Raw genomic sequence first — 18250 nt, 5'->3', positions numbered from 1 at the left:
GTCAGTGGACGGCGGTGGGACCGCCGCCGAGGCAGAGTTCGCCGCCGGGGCTCTGCAGCAGGGTGTGGACGAAGAGCAGTTCGACACCGCTGTCCGACTCCGCGGCGATGCAGTGCGGGGTGAGCGAGTCGTAGTGGGCCGAGTCGCCCACCTCCAGGTGGTGGACGCGGTCCCCGAGGGTGACCCGGAGCGCGCCCTTCAGGACGTACAGCCACTCCTCGCCCGGGTGGACCCGGACCACCGCGTCCTGCACGCCCGGCGGGACGTGCACCCGCAGGGCCTGCATGGCGCGGCTGGGGGCGCCGGCCCGGCGGTAGCCCCAGCCACCGGCCCGGCCGGGCTCGATGGCTCCGCCGCGGACGATCGGGTCCGGCTCGGCCAGGGTCTCCCCGAGCAGGCCGGAGACCGAGGTCCCGTACGCGCGGGCGAGGCCGAGCAGGACCGGCAGCGAGGGCTGCCGGCGACCGGTCTCCAGCCGGGACAGATAGGCTGGGGAGAGCCCGACCCGACCGGCTGCCACCTCCAGCGTGAGGCGGCTGCTGAGCCGGTGCTCACGGAGACGGGCGGCGAGGCCGGCGACCTCCTGGTCGTCGAGCTGTTCGCCTGCGGCGGCGGCACCGGTGGAGCTGCTGGTCATGTGTCCAGTGGACACCCGCCGTGCCTCACGGGCAAGAATTTTGCCTCAGAGGCAAAGCGGCCCGGATCGCCCTCCGGACGCCCGCGGGGAGACCTCGAGAACCCCCGGGAGCCCCGCCCTCACGGCCGCGGGATGTTCCGCAGGTTGCTGCGGGCCAGGTCGATCATGCGCCCGACCCCGCCGGAGAGCACCGTCCTGCCCGCCGCCAGCGCGAAGCCCTTCAGCTGGGCGGCGGTGATGTGCGGCGGGATGGACAGCGCGTTGGGGTCGGTGACCACGTCCACCAGGGCCGGGCCCGGCCGCTCCAGCGCCTCCGCCAGCACCTCCCGGACCCGGGCCGGCTCGGTCACCCGCTTGGCCTGGATGCCCATCGCCCGGGCGATCCCGGCGTAGTCCACGTCCCCGTTGTCGATCTCCGACTCCGGGTAGCCGGAGACCAGCATCTCCAGCTTGATCATGCCGAGCGCGCCGTTGTTGAAGACCACCGTCTTCACCGGCAGCCGGTGCTTGGCCACCGTGAGCAGTTCGCCGAGCAGCATGCCGATGCCGCCGTCGCCCGCCATCGCGACCACCTGCCGCCCCGGGCAGGCGAGCTGGGCGCCGATCGCGTGCGGGAGGGCGTTGGCCATCGAGCCGTGCAGGAAGGAGCCGATCACCCGGCGGCGGCCGTTGGGCTGGAGGTAGCGGGCGGCCCAGACGTTGTTCATGCCGGTGTCCACGGTGAACACCGCGTCCTCGGCGGCCACCTCGTCCAGCACCGAGGCGACGTACTCGGGGTGGATCGGCAGGTGCTTCTCGATGTCCCGGGTGTACGCGCCGATCACGTCCTCCAGCGACCGGCAGTGCTTGCGCAGCATCCCGTCCAGGAACGCGCGGTCGGGCTTGGCGTCCAGCAGCGGCAGCACGGCCCGCAGGGTGGCGGCCACGTCGCCGTGGACGGCCAGTTCGAGCGGGGTGCGGCGGCCGAGCCGGGTGGCGTCGTGGTCGACCTGCACGGTGCGCGCCTGCGGCAGGAAGGAGTCGTACGGGAAGTCGGTGCCGAGCATCAGCACCAGGTCGGCGGAGTGCAGCGCCTCGTGGCAGGCCCCGTAGCCGAGCAGGCCGCTCATGCCCACGTCGTACGGGTTGTCGAACTGGATCCACTCCTTGCCGCGCAGGGAGTGGCCGACCGGGGCGTTCAGGGCCCGCGCGGCCGCCATCACCTCGGCGTGCGCCCCGCGCACCCCGGCGCCGCAGAACAGGACCACCTTGCGGGCCGCGTTGAGCAGCCGGGCCAGCTCCTGCACCTGGGACCAGGGCGGCGCGGCGACGGCCTCCTCGGTGAGGAAGTGGCTGGTGCCGGTGGGGGCGGCGGCGGACAGCGCGGCGACGTCCCCGGGGAAGGCCAGCACCGAGACCCCGTGCGAGCCCAGCGCGTGCTGGATGGCGACCCGCAGCAGCCGGGGCAGCTGGGCGGGGGTGGAGAGCATCTCGCACCAGGTGCTGCAGTCGGTGAACACCCGCTCCGGGTGGGTCTCCTGGAAGAAGCCGGTGCCGATCTGCCCGGACGGGATGTGCGAGGCGAGCGCGAGCACCGGCAGGCCGCTGCGCTGGGCGTCGTACAGGCCCTGGACGAGGTGGGTGTTGCCGGGGCCGCAGGAGCCGGCGCAGACCGCGAGCCGGCCGGAGAGTTCGGCCTCGGCGGCGGCCGCGAAGGCGCCGGCCTCCTCGTTGCGCACGTGCACCCAGCTGATGCCGTCGGCCCTGCGGATCGCGTCCACGACGGGGTTGAGGCTGTCCCCGACGACGCCGTAGACCCGCTCCACCCCGGCCTGCCGGAGCACCTCCACCATCTGTTCGGCCACGCTCGGCACGGCTGCACTCCTTCGGTCGCCACGGGTCACCTGCACCCTCCGCCGGGGAGGTCGCGGGCGCAGCCGGGGCGGGCCGAAGGAGTGAGCGCAGTGCCGGCTACTCGGCCGCCAGGTGGTCCTGCTGGCCGAGCTTGCCCGCGACGAGCCCGGCCTGGGGCTGGCGGCGGGCGGGCTCGCGGCCCGGGGGCTGGGCGACCCGCTCCTGGGCGGGCGGGACGGTGGTCGGCAGGGCGACCGGGGAGCCGGACTTGACCTGCACCGCCTCGCCGTCGTGCCACAGGTGGAGGACCTCGCCGCGGCGCAGCGTGTACGTCGTCCGCTCGTGGGTGATCTCGACGCCGAGCAGGTGCCCGCGCACCAGCAGCGAGAAGCTCAGCCGCATCAGTCCGGACGGCAGCCGGGGCCGGAACGAGAGCGTCTCGCTGTGGTCGCGCAGCCCGCCGAAGCCGGCCACCAGGGCGATGCAGGCCCCGGCGAGCGAGGCCATGTGCAGGCCGTCGCGGGTGTTGCCGCCGAGGTCGTGCAGGTCCATCAGGGCGGCTTCGGCGGTGTAGTCGTAGGCGAGGTCGAGCTGGCCGACCTCGGCCGCGATGACGGCCTGGGTGCAGGCGGAGAGCGAGGAGTCCCGGACGGTCAGCCGCTCGTAGTAGGCGAAGTTGCGGGCCTTCTGCTCGTCGGTGAACGCGTCGCCGCGGACCTGCATGGCGAGCACCAGGTCGGACTGTTTGACCACCTGCTTGCGGTACAGGTCGAAGTACGGGTAGTGCAGCAGCAGCGGGTAGTTCTCCGGCGGGGTGTGCTCGAAGTCCCAGACCTGGTGCTGGGTGAAGCCGTCGGCCTGCGGGTGGACGCCGAGGTCCTCGTCGTACGGGATGTACATCGCGGCGGCCGCGTCGCGCCAGGCCGCGGTCTCCTCGGTGTCCACGCCGAGCAGCGAGGCCTCGTGGGGGTGGCGGACGGCAGCCTCGGCGGCGGCGCGCAGGTTGGTCTGCGCCATCAGGTTGGTGAAGACGTTGTTGTCCGCGACGGCGCTGTACTCGTCGGGGCCGGTGACGCCCTCGATGCGGAACCTGCCGGCCACGTCGTGGTGGCCGAGCGAGCGCCACATCCGGGCGGTCTCGACCAGCAGTTCGAGACCGTACTCGCGCTCGAACTCCGCGTCCCCGGTGGCCCGGACGTAGCGGGCGACGGCGGCGGCGATGTCCGCGCCGATGTGGAAGGCCGCGGTGCCGGCCGGCCAGTACCCGGAGCACTCCTCGCCGCGGATGGTGCGCCACGGGAACACCGCGCCGGACAGGCCGAGTTGGACCGCCCGTTCGCGGGCCAGCGGCAGCGTGGTGTGCCGCCAGCGCAGGGCCTGGTTGACGGCGGTGGGCAGGCAGTAGGTGAGCACCGGCAGGACGAAGGTCTCGGTGTCCCAGAAGCTGTGCCCGTCGTAGCCGGGCCCGGTCAGCCCCTTGGCGGGGATGGCCCGCTCCTCGCTGCGGGCGCCGGCCTGCAGGACGTGGAAGACGGCGAACCGGACGGCCTGCTGGAGCTCCACGTCGCCCTCGATCTCGACGTCGCTGGTCTCCCAGAACTCCCTGAGGAAGTCGGCCTGTTCGGCGACCAGCCCGTCCCAGCCGGTGTACCGGGCGGCGGTCAGCGCGGCCTCCACCTGGTCCCGCACGGCGGGCAGCGAGCGGGTGCCGGACCACCCGTAGGCCATGAACTTGGCGAGCCGCAGCCGCTGTCCGGGCTTGAGCACGGTGGTGACGCTGATCCGGCAGTGGTCGGCCTCGGCCTCGGAGACGGTGTCGGACTTCTCCGGGCCCTCGATGATGTGGTCCATCCCGGCCGCGACCCGGATGCCGCTGTAGCGGGTGCGGTGCACCAGGACGGCCTTGGTGCCGCTGGCGTGGTGCGCCTCGGGGTGCAGCGGCGCCTCCAGCACGGCGGCGGCCCGCGGGTCGCCTTCGGGGCCGCCGGGCAGCTGTTCGTTGGCGACCAGCTCGGACTGCAGCACGATCCGCACCGGGCCGTCCACCGCCTCGACGCGGTACTCGACGGCGGCGATGGCGCGCTGGGTGAGCGAGACCAGCCGGGAGGAGCGCACCCTGATCGTCCGCCCGGCCGGGGAGGTCCACTCGGCCTCGCGGTGCAGCAGGCCCTCCCGGAAGTCCAACCAGCGCTTGTGGCTGATGAGTTCGCCGTAGCGCAGGTCGAAGGGCTCGTCGTCCACCAGCAGCCGGATGATCTTGCCGTTGGTCACGTTGATGACGCTCTGGCTGGACTCCGGGTAGCCGTAGCCGCCCTCGCCGTACGGCAGCGGGCGCAGCTCGAAGACACCGTTGAGGTAGGTGCCGGGCAGGCCGTGCGGCTCGCCCTCGTCGAGGTTGGCGCGCAGGCCGATGTGCCCGTTGGAGAGCGCGAAGACGGACTCGGCGCGGGCCATCGAGGCCAGGTCCAGGCCGTGTTCGGTGATCTGCCAGGGGTCGATCGCGAAGCCGGACTCGGGACTCACTCGCCCTCCAGGAGCTCGGAGAGGTCCTGGACGACCACGGTGGCGCCGTCCCGGCGCAGTTCGGCGGCCTGGCCGGTGCGGTCCACCCCGACCACCGCGCCGAAGCCGCCCGCCCGGCCGGAGGCGACCCCGGCGAGGGCGTCCTCGAAGACCGCGGCACGGGCCGGCTCGACGCCGAGGGCGCGGGCGGCGTACAGGTAGGTGTCGGGGGCGGGCTTGCCGGGCAGGCCCTCGGCCCTGGCGACGTTGCCGTCCACGATCACCTCGAACAGTTCCTCGATGCCGGCCGCCCGCAGCACGTCGCGGCAGTTGGCGCTGGAGGAGACCACGGCACTGGGCAGCCCGGCCGCGCGCAGCCGGTGCACGTAGTCCACCGAGCCCTGGTAGGCCTGGACGCCCCGCTCCCGGATCAGCCGCAGCACGGTGTCGTTCTTCGCCCGGCTGATCCCTTGCACGGTACGGGAGTTGGGTGGGTCTTCCGGTGTGCCCTCGGGCAGTTCGACGCCCCGGCTGCGCAGGAACGCGCGGGTGCCGTCCAGGCGCGGGCGGCCGTCCACGTAGGTGTCGTAGTCGGTGACGGCGTCGAAGGGGACGAACTGCCCGCCGGTGCGGGCGGCTTCGGCGCGCAGGAAGGCGTCGAAGGTGTCCTTCCAGGCCGCGGCGTGTACCTTCGCGGTCTGGGTGAGCACTCCGTCGAGGTCGAAGAGGAAAGCGCGGATGTCGTCCGGTAGCCCCAGCATGGGTGCAGTCTTACCCGGGAACGGGGGGAAGCCGCCCATTTCCCGGCGGCGCGTCGCGGGAAGGGCGGCTTCCGGCCACCCGGCCGCGACGGGCGGGCGGTGGCGGATCCGGGGCTACGGCGAGTCGGGCATCTGCGCCTCGGGCGACTCGATGACGGCGAAGGCCGCGCCCTGCGGGTCCTGGACCACCGCCATCCGGCCGGACTGCATGTCGAAGGCCGGCTGGATCACCGAGCCGCCGGCCTTGACCAGGGCGTCCACGGTGGAGTCGGTGCTGTCCACCGAGAAGTACGTCATCCAGTGCGAGGGCGTGCCGGGCGGCAGGTAGCCGGGGATCGCCTGCATGCCGCCCACCGTGCGGTCGGCGACGTTGAGCGAGTAGTAGCCGTCCATGCCCTGGATGGTGGCCGGGCGCAGCCCGAGGGCCGGCTGGTAGAAGCGGCCGGCCGTGCCGGTGTCCGCGGTGTTGAGCTCGTTCCAGACCAGCGCGCCGGGCTCGTTGACCACGCCCGCGCCGATGAAGTCCATCGCCTGCCAGACCCCGAACACCGCGCCGGTCGGGTCGGCGGCGACCAGCATCCGGCCGATCGTGCCGACGTCCATCGGGTCGTACAGGACCGTGCCGCCGGCCCCGGTGATGGACGCCTTGGCCGCGTCGGCGTCGTCCGAGGCGAGGTAGGTGGTCCAGGCGACGGGCGGCGCCGGCTGCCCCTCGGGCGCCATCTGCGCCATGATCCCGGCGACCGGCCGGCCGTTGAGCAGGCACACGGCGTAGCCGCCGAACTCGGCCGGGCCGACCTCGCCCTGCCAGCCGAACAGGTCGCGGTAGAAGTCGAGCGCGGCCTGCTGGTCGCTCGCCATCAGGTCGACCCAGCACGGGGTGCCGGGCTGGTACGGATCGGTGACTACGGGCATTGCTGGGCCTCCCGGAGGCGGTGGTGGCCGGCTGTGGTGGTCGGGACGGTCGGGACGGTCTGGTGGTCGGGACGATCGGGGCAGTCTGGTGGTCTGGGCGGTCGGGACCTCGCCCCGGCCCGGGCCCGGTGGGGGTACGGCCCGGCCGGGACGACGGGGGTACAACGCCACCATCGGCCCGCCACCGCGATCCCGCCACCGGACGGCGCCCTGGCGGGCGACCGGCGGCCGGGGCGTCACGGGGCGCCGACCGCGCCGTCGCGGTCCGTGCGCGGACGGCTCACGGGGCGTCGTGGCGGTGCGCCGTGACGAAGTACGGCTGCACCTTGCCGCTCTGCGCGTAGTCCTTGAGCCGGACCAGCAGTTCGGCCCAGGTGCCGGCCACCGCCGGGACGCCCTCCTCGCTGCCCGGCTGCCAGCCGCCGTGCCGGAACAGCAGCCGGGTGCGCTCGGGGGCCTCGGGCCGCTGCTCGGGCGCGGCGGGCGCGCCGGGCGCCACGGCCCGGTCGGAGGCGGCGGGCTGCTCCGGCGCGGCGGGCGGGGCGGGCGGGGCGGGTGGGGCGGACAGCTCCCAGCTGATCCAGGTGCCGGCCCAGTGCGGCGGGAAGGAGCCGGCGTTGGTCCACACCACCCGGTCCCGGTCGGCCCGCTCCACCCGCAGCCGGAACGGTTCCGGGGCGTCGGGGAACTCGAACAGCAGGACGTCGCCGTCCCGGTCCGCACCGGTGGTCCACCAGGAGGTCAGCCCGTCGTGCGTGGTGAGCGCGGCGAGCACCACGGCCCGGGGCGCGGCGATGTCGAGTTGGAGGGCGATCTCGGGCATGGGGTCCGCCTTTCGGTGACCGCTCAGCCCCCGCCGGGGGCTACGGCCCACCATGGCACGACCCCCGGGCCCGCGCGCCTCGGAGGGCGCGGGCCCGGGGGTCGTCCGCCGTGTCCGCCGGGTCCGGTCAGCCGCCGCTGCCGTAGCTGGTGTTCGCGCAGATGTCGTCGTCCGCCGAGCGGGCGTCGTTGGTGATGCTGGTGGGCAGCGGCTGCGGGGGCGCCTGGACCCCCGGCGTGGTCGGCGCGACGCTGCCGGCGGGCGCGCCGGCCGTCATCCCCATCGCGGCCGCGAAGTCCTGGCCGGTGATCACCGAGATGCCCCGCGCGCCGCTGGACTCCAGGGAGGCCCCCGGGAACAGCGCGGCGACCTTCTCGGCGTTCGCCTTCTGCCCGGAGCCGTACTCGATCGTGGTGGTCTTGTACTTGGTGCTCGCCGCCTGGCCCGCCGTGCTGGCGGTGAACTTGGCGCCCTTCAGCTGCTCGGTCGCCTTGCCCGCCAGGCCGTTGAAGAGGGTCCCGTTGTAGACCGCCACTCTGATCGCGGAGTTGCCGGTGTCCCCGGCGGGGGCGGCCGGGGTCGTGGGCGCGGGCGGCTGCGCGGGCGCGGTGGCGCCGGGGGCCGGCTCGTCCGGCTGCTGGCCGGTGGCGTTCTGGCCGTCGATGGTCTGGTCGGCCTTGAGGGTGTCCCAGAGCTTGTTGGCGTCCGCCTGGACCAGGTCGATGTTCTTGTCCTGCGTCCGGTAGCGCCAGGGCGCCGTCACGAACTTGAGGTCGTGCATGTCGATGTTCTTGAGCGACAGGCCGAAGGAGAGCAGCTTGTCCGCCGAGTCCAGGCCCGGGTCGACGGTCAGCGACTTGGTCGCGGCGTCGGCCAGCGGGAGAAGGGTGGTGGGGTTCATCCCGTCCTTCTTGATCTTGCTGGCGAGCGAGCTCAGGAACGCCTGCTGGCGCATCATCCGGCCGATGTCCGAACCGTCGCCGATGCCGTGCCGCAGCCGGACGTAGTCGAGCGCCTGCTGGCCCTCCACGGTCTGCTTGCCCTGCGGGAGGACGAGGTCGCCCTTCTTCTTCAGGTTCGGGTTGATGTCCCCCTCGTAGATGGCCTTCGGCAGGCAGATGTCCACACCGTTCACGGCCTTGGTCATCGACGCGAAGCCGTTGAAGTCGACCACCAGGGTGTGGTCGACCCGGATGCCGGTGAGCTTCTCCACGGTGTTCTGGGTGCAGGCCGGGTTGCCGTCGTCGCTGCCGCCGGTCGAGAAGGCCGCGTTGAACAGGTCGGTGTTCCCGCCCTTCGTCCACTTGCCGTTGGGCAGCTTGCAGGACGGCATCTGGACCATGGCGTTGCGCGGTATCGAGATGCCCACGGCGTGCTTGTGGTCGGCGTAGACGTGCAGCAGGATCGTGGTGTCGGAGCGGGCGCCGCCGTCCTCGCCGCCGCCGAGGTCGGAGTTGTTCTTGCCCCGGCTGTCGGAACCGATCAGCAGAACGTTGACCGGCTTGTTGCCGTCCGCGTCGGCCTGGGCCTCCGGGGGGCGGTTGCGGGCTATCGCGTCGGCGTCGAAGGACTTGATGTTGGCGTTCAGCTTGAGGTAGATCGCGCCGCCGACGCCGGCGATGACCACCAGCACGCCCGCCGTCGACCAGGCGACGATCTTCTTCACGTTCTTCTTGGGCTTGGCGCTCTTGCGCGCCGCCGCCCGCCCGCCCGACGCCGCCGCCGCCGACGCCGCCGTCGTCTTCCCGCCCGCGCCGCCGCCCTTGCCCTGGGCGGCGCGGCGGGCCTCCGCCCGGCCGCCGGCACGCGGGGAGGGCACGGAGCCCGCGGCGTCCTCCGTCGCGGGCACGCCCTCGCCCCGAGCCGGGCTCTCGCCCCTCCGACCTGACATGCGCGTACCTTTCACCGACGGAAGCGACGCCCCTGACGATCCGGCGCACCGCACACAGAGAGACGGTCCGGACCGTTCCCAGGTTGCACATACGACCGTCACCACTACCGACGATCGTGGCTTCCGATCATATTTAGGCCCGACGTGATCACCGACCCTCGGCCCCTCGGACAACCCCGCCGACCGGCGGACAACATCCCCGCAGAACAGTCGAAAACGCCCGATTCCGACGTGACCCATGCCACGTCACCGCTTCGCGCCGACATCGAAATCCAGCCACCGGCACGGTCCGTGGGGACGCGGCGGCGCCGCAGCCACCCTCCTGGGCGGTGCCGCGCGCGACCGGCTCCCGACCGGCCCGCCGGCCCGCCGACCGGCCGGCCCGGGCACCGCAGCGCCTTTGCGGACAACGGAGTTGGGCACACCGGACGCGCGGGGAACGCGTGGGGAACGCGCGGGGCGCCTCGCGCGGCTCCGGCCCGCGGGACGACCGCGGGACGACCGCGCCCGGGAAACAGCGGAGGCCGGATCGGAGAACTCCCGATCCGGCCTCGTCGCGGTGGGCCACCAGGGGCTCGAACCCTGAACCTACGGATTAAAAGTCCGCAGCTCTGCCAATTGAGCTAGTGGCCCGCGGCCCTGGCGCACCCGGAGTGCCGGGTGGAAGGACCACGGCGATCCTACCCGGTGGGCCCCAGGGCTCCGCCAGTGGATTGCGCGGGCGTGCCGGGGTTGTGGAGCGGGTCTTGAGGCGGGGTGTAGTGGGCCGCGCGGACACGGCGGAGCCAGGCCTCGACGGGGCGCTGGTCGGGGGCGGCGGGCAGCACGCCGGGGCCGGCGAGGCGCTCGGCGGCCCCGGCCAGCAGATCCTCCGCGAGGGTGGGGCGGTCGGCGATGCGTTCGCCGAGTTCGCGGATGCGTTCGGGGTCGCGCAGCCGGATCGGGTTGCGGCCGGTCTCGTGCAGGAGGACCGCCTGCTCGACCAGCCGGACCAGGTGCCGGGCGTGCTTGGCGGCCCGGCGGCGGGTGGCCGGGTCGGTGGTGTCGCGGGCCAGCAGCTTGCGGAACTGCTGCTCGGCGTAGCCGAGATAGGCCTTCCGCACGGCCGGCGCGCTGAGGAACGAGGAGCGCAGACCGACCAGTTCGTCACCGAGCGGGGTGCGGACCTCGTACAGCCCGTCCGGCAGCCAGACCAGCTCGGAGGCGGTCGGGTTGCAGTTCAGCGCCAGCCGGCACCACTTGGCGGCCTCGTGCAGGGTGAGGTCGGGCGCGGTGGTGACGTGGGACTCGGCCGGGCGGCTCAGGCCGTGCAACTCCTCGGTGGGGACGGCGAACAGGCCGAGCCGGTCGAGGTCGGAGCCGGCGTGGGCGAGGCCGTACGCGGTGGAGCCGACGATGCCCGAGAGCAGCACCGTGCCGGGCGCGGCGGCAATGGCGGCGGGGACGGCGGACATCGACGGACTCCTCCCGGACGGACGGGCAGACGGACGGGCAGACCCGCAGACGGACAGACGGACGGACGGGCCCGCGGGCGCCGCGTCCTCGTCCGGGCATCCTCCCCGGAGCGGGCCGCGCCGGGCGAGCGAATTCCGGGCCGGGGCCGGGCACGATCCCGCCGAGCTCGTCCGGCTGCCCTTCGTCCCGCTCGACGACGCCCTGCGGGAGGCCGCGGCCCGCACCGAGGCCTTCGTCCGGGACGAACCGGGCGACGCCCGCGGCTTCGGCCTCGACTCGCCGAAGAGCCGGGCCCCGAAGACCGCGGCCCTGCGGGTGGCCGGCGCACGTGTCCCCGGCCGGTCCGCCGGGTAGCGTACGAGCCATGTCGACCACCCCCACCGAACAGGTCCTGATCGTCACCGGCGCGAGCCGCGGCATCGGCGCCGCCACCGCCCTGCTGGCCGCCCGCCGCGGCCACCGGGTCTGCGTCAACTACCGTACGGACGAGGCCGCGGCGGCGGCCGTCGTGGACGCGATCCGGGCGGAGGGCGGTACCGCCCTCGCGGTCCGCGCCGATGTCAGCCGCACCGCCGAGGTGGAGCGGCTGTTCACCACCGTGGACAATGAACTCGGCCCGCTCACCGGGCTGGTGAACAACGCCGGCACGCTGGAGAAGCAGTGCCGGCTGGAGGAGATCGACGAGGACCGGCTGAACCGGATCTGGGCCGCCAACATCACCGGCCCGTTCCTGTGCGCGGCCCAGGCCGTGCGCCGGATGTCCACCCGGCACGGCGGGCGCGGCGGTGCCATCGTCAACGTCGGCTCGGCCGCCTCCCGGATCGGCTCGCCGAACGAGTACGTCGACTACGCGGCCGCCAAGGGCGCGGTGGACTCGATGACCCGCGGCCTCGCCCTGGAGGTCGCCGCCGAGGGCATCCGGGTCAACACGGTTCGGCCGGGGCTGATCCACACCGGCATCCACGCGCTCGGCGGCGAGCCCGGCCGGGTCGACCGGGTCGCGCCCGGCCTGCCGATGGGGCGCGGCGGGCAGCCGGAGGAGGTCGCCGAGGCGATCCTCTTCCTGCTCTCGCCGGCGGCCTCGTACACCACGGGCGCGTTCCTGGAGGTCTCGGGCGGTCGCTGAGCGGCGGTCGCTGAACGGCAGGCGCTGAGCGGCAGGCGCTGAACGGCGGTCGCCAAACGGCGGGTTCCGCACCGGCGGCGACCGGTTCCGGACGGTGTCGTCCCGCCGGGAACGCGGCCTCGCACTTCTCCTTCCGCCCGCCTGCCCCCGCCCGTACGGTGGTGGCCATGACCGACGCCTTCATCGACATCCCCGGTGTGCGCAACTTCCGTGACGCGGGCGGGATCGGCGCCCTCCGCCGGGGCGTGCTGTACCGCTCCGGGTCCTTCCACACCCTGACCGAGGAGGGCGCCCGGCGGCTGGAGGAGCTCGGCCTGCGGACGGTCTTCGACCTGCGCAGCGCGTTCGAGCTGGAGACCTGGCCGGACCAGCGGCACGGCCTCGGCCACGAGACCCTCGGCCTGCCGACCCTGCCCCCGCACCCCAGGGACGGCGACCGGCCCTGGCCCGAGGACCAGACCGCCCTCTACCCCTTCATGGCCTCGACGGCAGGCCCCTCGCTGGCCGCCGTGGTCCGCCGCCTCGCCGCACCGGACGCGCTGGCCGCCGTCGTGCACTGTGCCGTCGGCAAGGACCGCACCGGGCTCACCATCGCCGTCCTCCAGTCCCTGCTGGGCGCCTCCGAGGCCGAGATCACCGCCGACTTCCTGCTCTCCAACATCGGCCTCGGCCTCGACAGGGGCCCCACCCCGTACATCGACGAGACCGGCACCGAGCGCCTCTCCCGCCCGGTCGGCGCCGAGCTCCTGGTCTCCTCGCTGGCCTGGATCCACGACCGGCACGGCTCGATCCCCGAGTACCTCCGCCACCACGGCACGACGGACGCCGAGCTCGACGCCGCCCGCGCCAACCTCTCCGCCTGACCGGCCCTCAGCCCTCCTGCCGCTCGAAGCGCCACCACTGCTCCGGGGTGTCGGCGTCCTCGCGCTGGTGGACGTCGGCCTCCGAAGTGTCGCCGGCCGTCAGGGGCTTGCCGCTGACGAAGCTGGTGACGGTGTAGGTGCCCGGGGCGTCGACGTGGGCCTCCAGCAGCCACTCCTGGGCGCCGAAGGCGTTGGCCGACCACTGCTGGATCCGGACGCCGTCCTCCGTCGAGGCGCCGGTGACGTCCAGGCGCTTCCCGCTGCCGACGTTCTCGATGTGGAACAGCGCGCCGCCCGGGTGGACGGCGGTGAGGCGCCAGAGCCGGGCGTCGCCGCCGTCGTCCGCGCCGAGGACGATCCGGGCGCCGCTGCGCCGGGAGGCGTCGGCGACCCGCAGCAGCAGGCCGCTGCCGACGTTGCGGACGAGGTAGGTGCCGTCGGTGATCGCGGAGTCTGTCACGGTCGCAGTCTGCCACCGGGCACCGACAGTGCCCGCCCGGCCCGACGGGCCCGCCGAACGGCCCCCGCGGGCCGGGACGGCGGAGGAGTTTCCGCCGGACCGGCCCGGCCCCCTATGCTGCGGCGAATGTCCACCGAGCAGATACCGCCGCACCGTCAACAACCCACCTTCACCGAAGCCGTGGCCGCCCTGGAGGCCGCGGTCGCGGCCGGGGACGACGACACGTTCGGGCCCGCCCTCGGGCTGGTCGGCGGGCTGTTCGGCGCGGCCGGTCCGGCGGAGCGGGTGGCGGCCGGGCCCCGGCTGGCCGCGCTGCTGCCGGACTCGCCGCCGTTCCCCCGCGCGCACCTGGCGATGGTGGTGGGCGCCTGCGTGGAGCACGGGGCCGACCCGGTCGCCTGCTCCGGCCCGGTGCTGGCCGGCCTGCGCGGGGCGCTGACCGGCGCGCAGCTGCTGGTGCGGCGCTGGGTCTCCACCGGCGGCGGCCCGCTGCCCAGCGCGGAGGACGACGATCCGGCCGAGGCGCACGAGCGGATCGCCGACCCGGCGCACCTGGACGAGTGGAACGCGCACCTGGCCGTGGTCGCCTGGTGGACGCTGCACCTGTGGCAGCAGGCGGCCTGGGCGGTGTACGCGCACCCGGAGGTCCGGACCGAGGCCCGCGCCTCGGGCGTGACCGAGGTGATCCTGGAACTGTTCGACCGCTACGAGGGCGAGCAGCACGACTTCAAGGGCCTGGTCCACCTGGCGCTGATGCTCGACGACGAGCCGCTGCTGGTGCTCGACCGCCCCACCGGCACCGGCTACCTGCTGAGGATGAGCGGCCTGAGCGACACCTTCCAGCTGCACACCCTGCTCGCCGACGTGCTGATCGGCGGCGGCCACCTGCCCGGCACCCCGCAGGACCGGGAGGTGGTGGCGCTGGCCCGGACGGCGTTCCTGGACGGCCGCCGGGTGATCGCCACCGGCGCCTTCAACCTGGTCGCGCCGGACGGCTCCTGGATCTGGAACGAGGGGACGCCGAGCGACGTCCCGGTGGTGGACGGCGTGCGCACCCTGGTGCTGGAGCCGTTGCCGTACGAGCGGAGCTGGTCGGCCGGGCGGTTCATCCAGGAGGTCCCGGGCGATCTGCGGCTGGAGCGGGTGCTGGACCCGGCGGAGGCCGCCCGCCGGCTGGCCGCCACCGTGCCGGGGCAGACGCCCGCCGAGGCGTTCCGGTAGCGGCGGCCCCCGGGCGGCCCGGCCCGTTCACCGGGTTATGGTCGGAAGCCGGAACAGCCCTCTACGAGTGGAGTCGACGATGGCGAAGGTCCCGAACGTGCTCGTGGCGGCCGCGCCCGCCGCGCTGACCGCGGCGAGCGGTCTGGTCGGCGGTTACGGTGTCGCCCGCTGGAGCGGCCGGCGCGAACTGGGCGGCGCGGTGCTGGCGGTGGCCGGCGCCGGGGCGGCCGCGCAGTGGCACCGGAGCTCGGGTGCGGGCACCGCGGCGGCGCTGACCGGCCTGTACGTGGCGGCCTTCGGCGGCTCCCACCCGCTGGCCAAGCGGATCGGCGCCTGGCCGTCCGTCCTGGCCGTGACCGGAGTGGTCGCCGCGGCCTCCACGGCCGCGACGGCGCTCTCCGCCCGCCGGAAGTGACCGGCCACCGGACGTGACCGGCCGCCGGACGATCACCCCGCGGTGAACCGGGCCTCGAAGGCGGCCCGGTTCGCCGAGACCGGTGAGCGGTCCCAGACCGCGAACACCACCCGCTCGAAGGCCGCCCCGTACCGGGCCAGCGCCCCCTCGAAGGCCTCGGCGACCTGCGCCGGGTCGTTGCGGAACACCCCGCAGCCCCAGGCGCCGAGCACCAGCGTGCGCACCTCGTGCCGGGCGGCCGCCGCGAGCACCCGCAGGGCCCGCTCGGCGAGCACGCCCCGGACGTCCGAACCGGGCGAACGCTGTTCCAGCTGACCGGCGTTGGGCGCCGGCGAGGTCAGGAAGGTGACCGGGTACGGCCGTGCCAGCAGCTCGCCGCTCCCGCCCCGGATCACCGGCACCGCGGGCGAGACGATCACCCGGTGGCTGTACCGGAGGTCGGTGGACGCCCGGTGCGCCTCGTAGTAGTCCGGTGCCTCCAGCAGGCAGCTGTACAGCAGCGCGCTGCGGCACAGGTCCTCCTCCTGGGCCCGGGCACCGCGCAGGTACCCGCCGCCGGGGTTGCGCGCGGAGGCGAAGTTCAGCACCCCGACCGGCCCCGCCCCGGCCTCGACCAGCCGGCGGGCGGCCTGGATGCTCCCCTCGGCCGTCACCTCGATCCGCCCGGACGCCGGGCCCGGCCCGTCGGCCCCCGCCGCCAGCAGCGCGTCCAGCCCGTCCGGCGCGTACGACACCGTGCCGGCCTTCGCCGCCGCCAACTCCTCGCCCACCCGTACGAGTTCGCCCCCGTCCGTCCGGTAGCTCCCCCGTGCGGCGATCTCCTCGTTCACCCGTGCCACGTCGTGCAGTCTGCTGCTCATGGCCGCGACGCTACGGGACTGTCGCGCCCGCGCGCCACAGGTTATTCTCACCTACAGAACAACACCTCCGGGGCACGGCGAGGTGGCTGTCGGGGGGTGTCGGGGGAACGCGAAGGGCCCGCTCCGGGGACGGAGCGGGCCCTTCACACGTTCAGCCCGGCCGGCGGTCGACTACCGCCGGTGCGGCGTCAGTTCTTCCAGCGCGGCTTGCGGTCGTCGCGGTCGAAGCCACCGGAGCGGCGGTCGTCGCGGTCACGGCCGGCGCCGAAGCCACCGCGGTCACGGTTGAAGCCACCGCGGTCGGCCTGCGGACGGCCGCCGGAGCGGTGGTCGTCACGGCGCGAGAACGGACGGCTGCTGCTGCCGCCGCGCTCGTCGCGGTCGCGGCCGAAGGCCGGGCGGTCGCCGAAGGAGCGGGCCGGACGGTCGCCGAAGGAACGGCCGCCGCGGTCGTCGCGGTCACGGTTGAAGCCACCGCGGTCGCCGCCACGGTCACGGTCGAAGCCACCCGAACGACGGTCGTCACGGTCACGGCCACCGCCGAAGCCACCGCGGTCACGGTTGAAGCCACCGCGGTCGCCGCCACGGTCACGGTCGAAGCCACCCGAACGACGGTCGTCACGGTCACGGCCGCCACCGAAGCCACCGCGGTCACGGTTGAAGCCACCGCGGTCGCCGCCACGGTCACGGTCGAAGCCACCCGAACGACGGTCGTCACGGTCACGGCCACCACCGAAACCACCGGAGCGGCGGTCGTCGCGGTCACGGCCACCACCGAAGCCGCCCGAACGACGGTCGTCACGGTCGCGATCGCGGTCGCGGCCGAAGGCCGGACGCTCGGTGCGGGCCTCGCGGTACGACGGGGTGCGCTCCTCGGTCTGCGCCGCGGCCGCGGGGGCCTCGGCGCCGGCCGGAGCGGCCTCGGTCGACTCGCCGGCCTCGGCCTCGGCGGCCGGGGCCTCGTCCTCGATGCCCAGCTCGGCCCGCTCGCGCGCCGCACGGGCGGCCAGGCGGTCGGCCTCCTCGCGGAGCTCGGTGGTGCGGCGCTGCGCGCGCTCCAGCTGGCGGGTCATGTCGGCGAGCTCGCGCTCGGCGGCACCGGCGATGTTGGCGGCGCTCTCGGCCTGGACCTCGGTCAGCGAACGGGCGCCGGTGATCTTGGCGACCTCGGCGTCGAAGGCGTGGTCCAGGATGTGGCGGCTGGCGTCGACGCCCGCGTCCTCCATCAGGCGGAAGACGCCGCGGCGCTGGTGCGGCAGCACCAGGGTGACGACGGCGCCGGAGCGGCCGGCGCGGGCGGTGCGGCCCGAGCGGTGGAGGTAGTCCTTGTGGTCGCCGGCCGGGTCCACGTTCAGGACCAGGTCGATGCCGTCGACGTGGATGCCTCGGGCGGCCACGTCGGTGGCGACGACGACGTTGGTGTAGCCGTCCTTGAAGTCGCCGAGGACGCGGGTGCGGGCGCCCTGGGTCATGCCGCCGTGCAGCGCGTCGGCCTTCACGCCGGCCTCGATCAGCTGCTCGGCGACGCGGTCGGCGCCCATCTGGGTGCGGACGAAGATGATCGTGCGGCCCTTGCGGGCGGCGATCGCGTTGGTGATCGGCGCCTTGTCCTTGGGCTTCACCACGAGGATGTGGTGGGTCATGGTGGTGACGGCACCGGCCGACGGGTCGACCTCGTGGGTGACCGGGCTCTTCAGGTAGCGCTTCACCAGGGTGTCGATCTCGTTCTCCAGGGTGGCGGAGAACAGCAGGCGCTGGCCGCCGGCCGGCACCTGGTCGAGGATCTCGGTGACCTCGGGCAGGAAGCCCATGTCGGCCATCTGGTCGGCCTCGTCGAGCACCACGGTGCGGACGTCGTCCAGCTTGGCGGAGCCGCGGTTCAGCAGGTCGCGCAGACGGCCCGGGGTGGCGACGAGGATGTCGACGCCGCGCTCCAGCGCGTAGATCTGATTCGACATCGAGGTACCGCCGCAGACGACCTTGAGGCGCAGGCCGAGCACCGAGCCGAACGGCTCCAGGGCGTCGGCGACCTGCATGGCCAGCTCGCGGGTCGGGACCAGGATCAGGCCGCGCGGGTGCTTCGGCTTGGTGCGCTCGCCGTCGGCGAGGCGGGTCAGCAGCGGCAGGCCGAAGCTGAGGGTCTTGCCGGAGCCGGTGCGGCCGCGGCCCAGCACGTCCTTGCCGGCCAGGGCGTCCGGGATGGTCGCGGCCTGGATCGGGAACGGGGTGGTGACACCGCGCTTGGCGAGGGCGCGGACGACGTCGTCGTGCAGGCCCAGGTCGCCGAAGGTGATGGTGGGCTCGGCGGCCGCCTCCTCGGTGGCCTCCACGGCCTCGGCGATCACCTCGTCCGCGGCGGTGTCGAGGGTGTCGTTGGAGTCGGTGACATCGGCGGCGGCCTCGTTCGCGGGCATGGCGAAGCGGGCGTCGTCAACGAGAGACATGCAAAACCTTCCGGAAGTGGCACGCGCCAAAGTCCGGGGTTCTG

At 74.2% G+C, this 18250-nt stretch carries 16 protein-coding genes and 1 tRNA gene; 5 read left to right on the top strand and 12 right to left on the bottom strand.

Annotated elements, in window-relative coordinates:
- Position 1 precedes the first annotated feature (1 nt).
- From ACWD4P_RS17425 to ACWD4P_RS17385, 9 genes are all read right to left on the bottom strand, one after another.
- Positions 2-637, bottom strand: coding sequence for a helix-turn-helix domain-containing protein (locus ACWD4P_RS17425; RefSeq protein WP_449780163.1), 636 nt, complete (start codon positions 635-637; stop codon positions 2-4).
- Positions 638-756: 119 nt separating this feature from the next.
- Positions 757-2469 carry a pyruvate dehydrogenase gene (locus ACWD4P_RS17420; protein WP_449780184.1) on the bottom strand — a complete coding sequence of 571 codons (1713 nt, stop codon included), beginning with the start codon at positions 2467-2469 and terminating at the stop codon, positions 757-759.
- Between the two features lie 118 nt (positions 2470-2587).
- Positions 2588-4993 (bottom strand): glycoside hydrolase family 65 protein, encoded by a 2406-nt coding sequence (locus ACWD4P_RS17415; protein WP_449780162.1) that lies wholly within the window; start codon positions 4991-4993, stop codon positions 2588-2590.
- Entirely contained in the window at positions 4990-5733 is a 744-nt protein-coding gene (locus ACWD4P_RS17410; RefSeq protein WP_449780161.1) for an HAD family hydrolase, read from the bottom strand. Before ACWD4P_RS17410 ends, ACWD4P_RS17415 begins: the two co-directional genes overlap by 4 nt.
- Positions 5734-5847: 114 nt before the next feature.
- The gene (locus ACWD4P_RS17405) at positions 5848-6648 is read right to left on the bottom strand and encodes a VOC family protein (RefSeq protein ID WP_359823995.1); all 801 of its coding nucleotides are present in this window, start codon (positions 6646-6648) and stop codon (positions 5848-5850) included.
- Positions 6649-6928: 280 nt separating this feature from the next.
- Positions 6929-7471, bottom strand: coding sequence for an SRPBCC family protein (locus tag ACWD4P_RS17400; RefSeq protein WP_449780160.1), 543 nt, complete (start codon positions 7469-7471; stop codon positions 6929-6931).
- Positions 7472-7598: 127 nt separating this feature from the next.
- Positions 7599-9362 (bottom strand): LCP family protein, encoded by a 1764-nt coding sequence (locus ACWD4P_RS17395; RefSeq protein ID WP_449780159.1) that lies wholly within the window; start codon positions 9360-9362, stop codon positions 7599-7601.
- A 560-nt stretch (positions 9363-9922) separates the two neighbouring features.
- Positions 9923-9995: transfer RNA gene (locus tag ACWD4P_RS17390), tRNA-Lys, on the bottom strand.
- 47 nt (positions 9996-10042) lie between these two features.
- Positions 10043-10816, bottom strand: coding sequence for a nucleotidyltransferase domain-containing protein (locus tag ACWD4P_RS17385; RefSeq protein ID WP_449780158.1), 774 nt, complete (start codon positions 10814-10816; stop codon positions 10043-10045).
- On the opposite strand from ACWD4P_RS17385, the gene ACWD4P_RS17380 reads away from it, so the two are divergent.
- The 3 genes from ACWD4P_RS17380 (at position 10794) to ACWD4P_RS17370 (ending at position 12806) form a co-directional block, all read left to right on the top strand.
- Positions 10794-11171, top strand: a complete 378-nt coding sequence (locus ACWD4P_RS17380) for a hypothetical protein (protein WP_449780157.1) — start codon at positions 10794-10796, stop codon at positions 11169-11171. The genes ACWD4P_RS17385 and ACWD4P_RS17380 overlap by 23 nt on opposite strands.
- Before the next feature lie 10 nt (positions 11172-11181).
- The gene (locus tag ACWD4P_RS17375; RefSeq protein ID WP_449780156.1) at positions 11182-11943 is read left to right on the top strand and encodes an SDR family oxidoreductase; all 762 of its coding nucleotides are present in this window, start codon (positions 11182-11184) and stop codon (positions 11941-11943) included.
- A 167-nt stretch (positions 11944-12110) separates the two neighbouring features.
- Positions 12111-12806: a tyrosine-protein phosphatase gene (locus tag ACWD4P_RS17370; protein ID WP_359829109.1), complete on the top strand. Its 696-nt coding sequence runs from the start codon at positions 12111-12113 to the stop codon at positions 12804-12806.
- 7 nt (positions 12807-12813) lie between these two features.
- Here ACWD4P_RS17370 and ACWD4P_RS17365 read toward each other — a convergent pair whose 3' ends face one another.
- The gene (locus ACWD4P_RS17365) at positions 12814-13419 is read right to left on the bottom strand and encodes an RICIN domain-containing protein (RefSeq protein WP_449780183.1); all 606 of its coding nucleotides are present in this window, start codon (positions 13417-13419) and stop codon (positions 12814-12816) included.
- Here ACWD4P_RS17365 and ACWD4P_RS17360 point away from each other — a divergent pair.
- Positions 13393-14487: a hypothetical protein gene (locus ACWD4P_RS17360; protein WP_449780155.1), complete on the top strand. Its 1095-nt coding sequence runs from the start codon at positions 13393-13395 to the stop codon at positions 14485-14487. The two genes, ACWD4P_RS17365 and ACWD4P_RS17360, sit on opposite strands and share 27 nt — an antisense overlap.
- 103 nt (positions 14488-14590) lie before the next feature.
- Positions 14591-14902 carry a hypothetical protein gene (locus tag ACWD4P_RS17355; RefSeq protein ID WP_449780182.1) on the top strand — a complete coding sequence of 104 codons (312 nt, stop codon included), beginning with the start codon at positions 14591-14593 and terminating at the stop codon, positions 14900-14902.
- Between the two features lie 32 nt (positions 14903-14934).
- Here ACWD4P_RS17355 and ACWD4P_RS17350 read toward each other — a convergent pair whose 3' ends face one another.
- Positions 14935-15762, bottom strand: a complete 828-nt coding sequence (locus ACWD4P_RS17350; protein ID WP_449780154.1) for a TIGR02452 family protein — start codon at positions 15760-15762, stop codon at positions 14935-14937.
- 188 nt (positions 15763-15950) lie between these two features.
- Complete coding sequence (locus ACWD4P_RS17345) at positions 15951-18206, bottom strand: DEAD/DEAH box helicase (protein WP_449780153.1); 2256 nt, start codon at positions 18204-18206, stop codon at positions 15951-15953.
- Positions 18207-18250: the final 44 nt, after the last annotated feature.

The organism is Kitasatospora sp. NPDC002543 (genome assembly GCF_053594915.1).
This window is presented reverse-complemented; position numbering and strand designations above follow the sequence as displayed.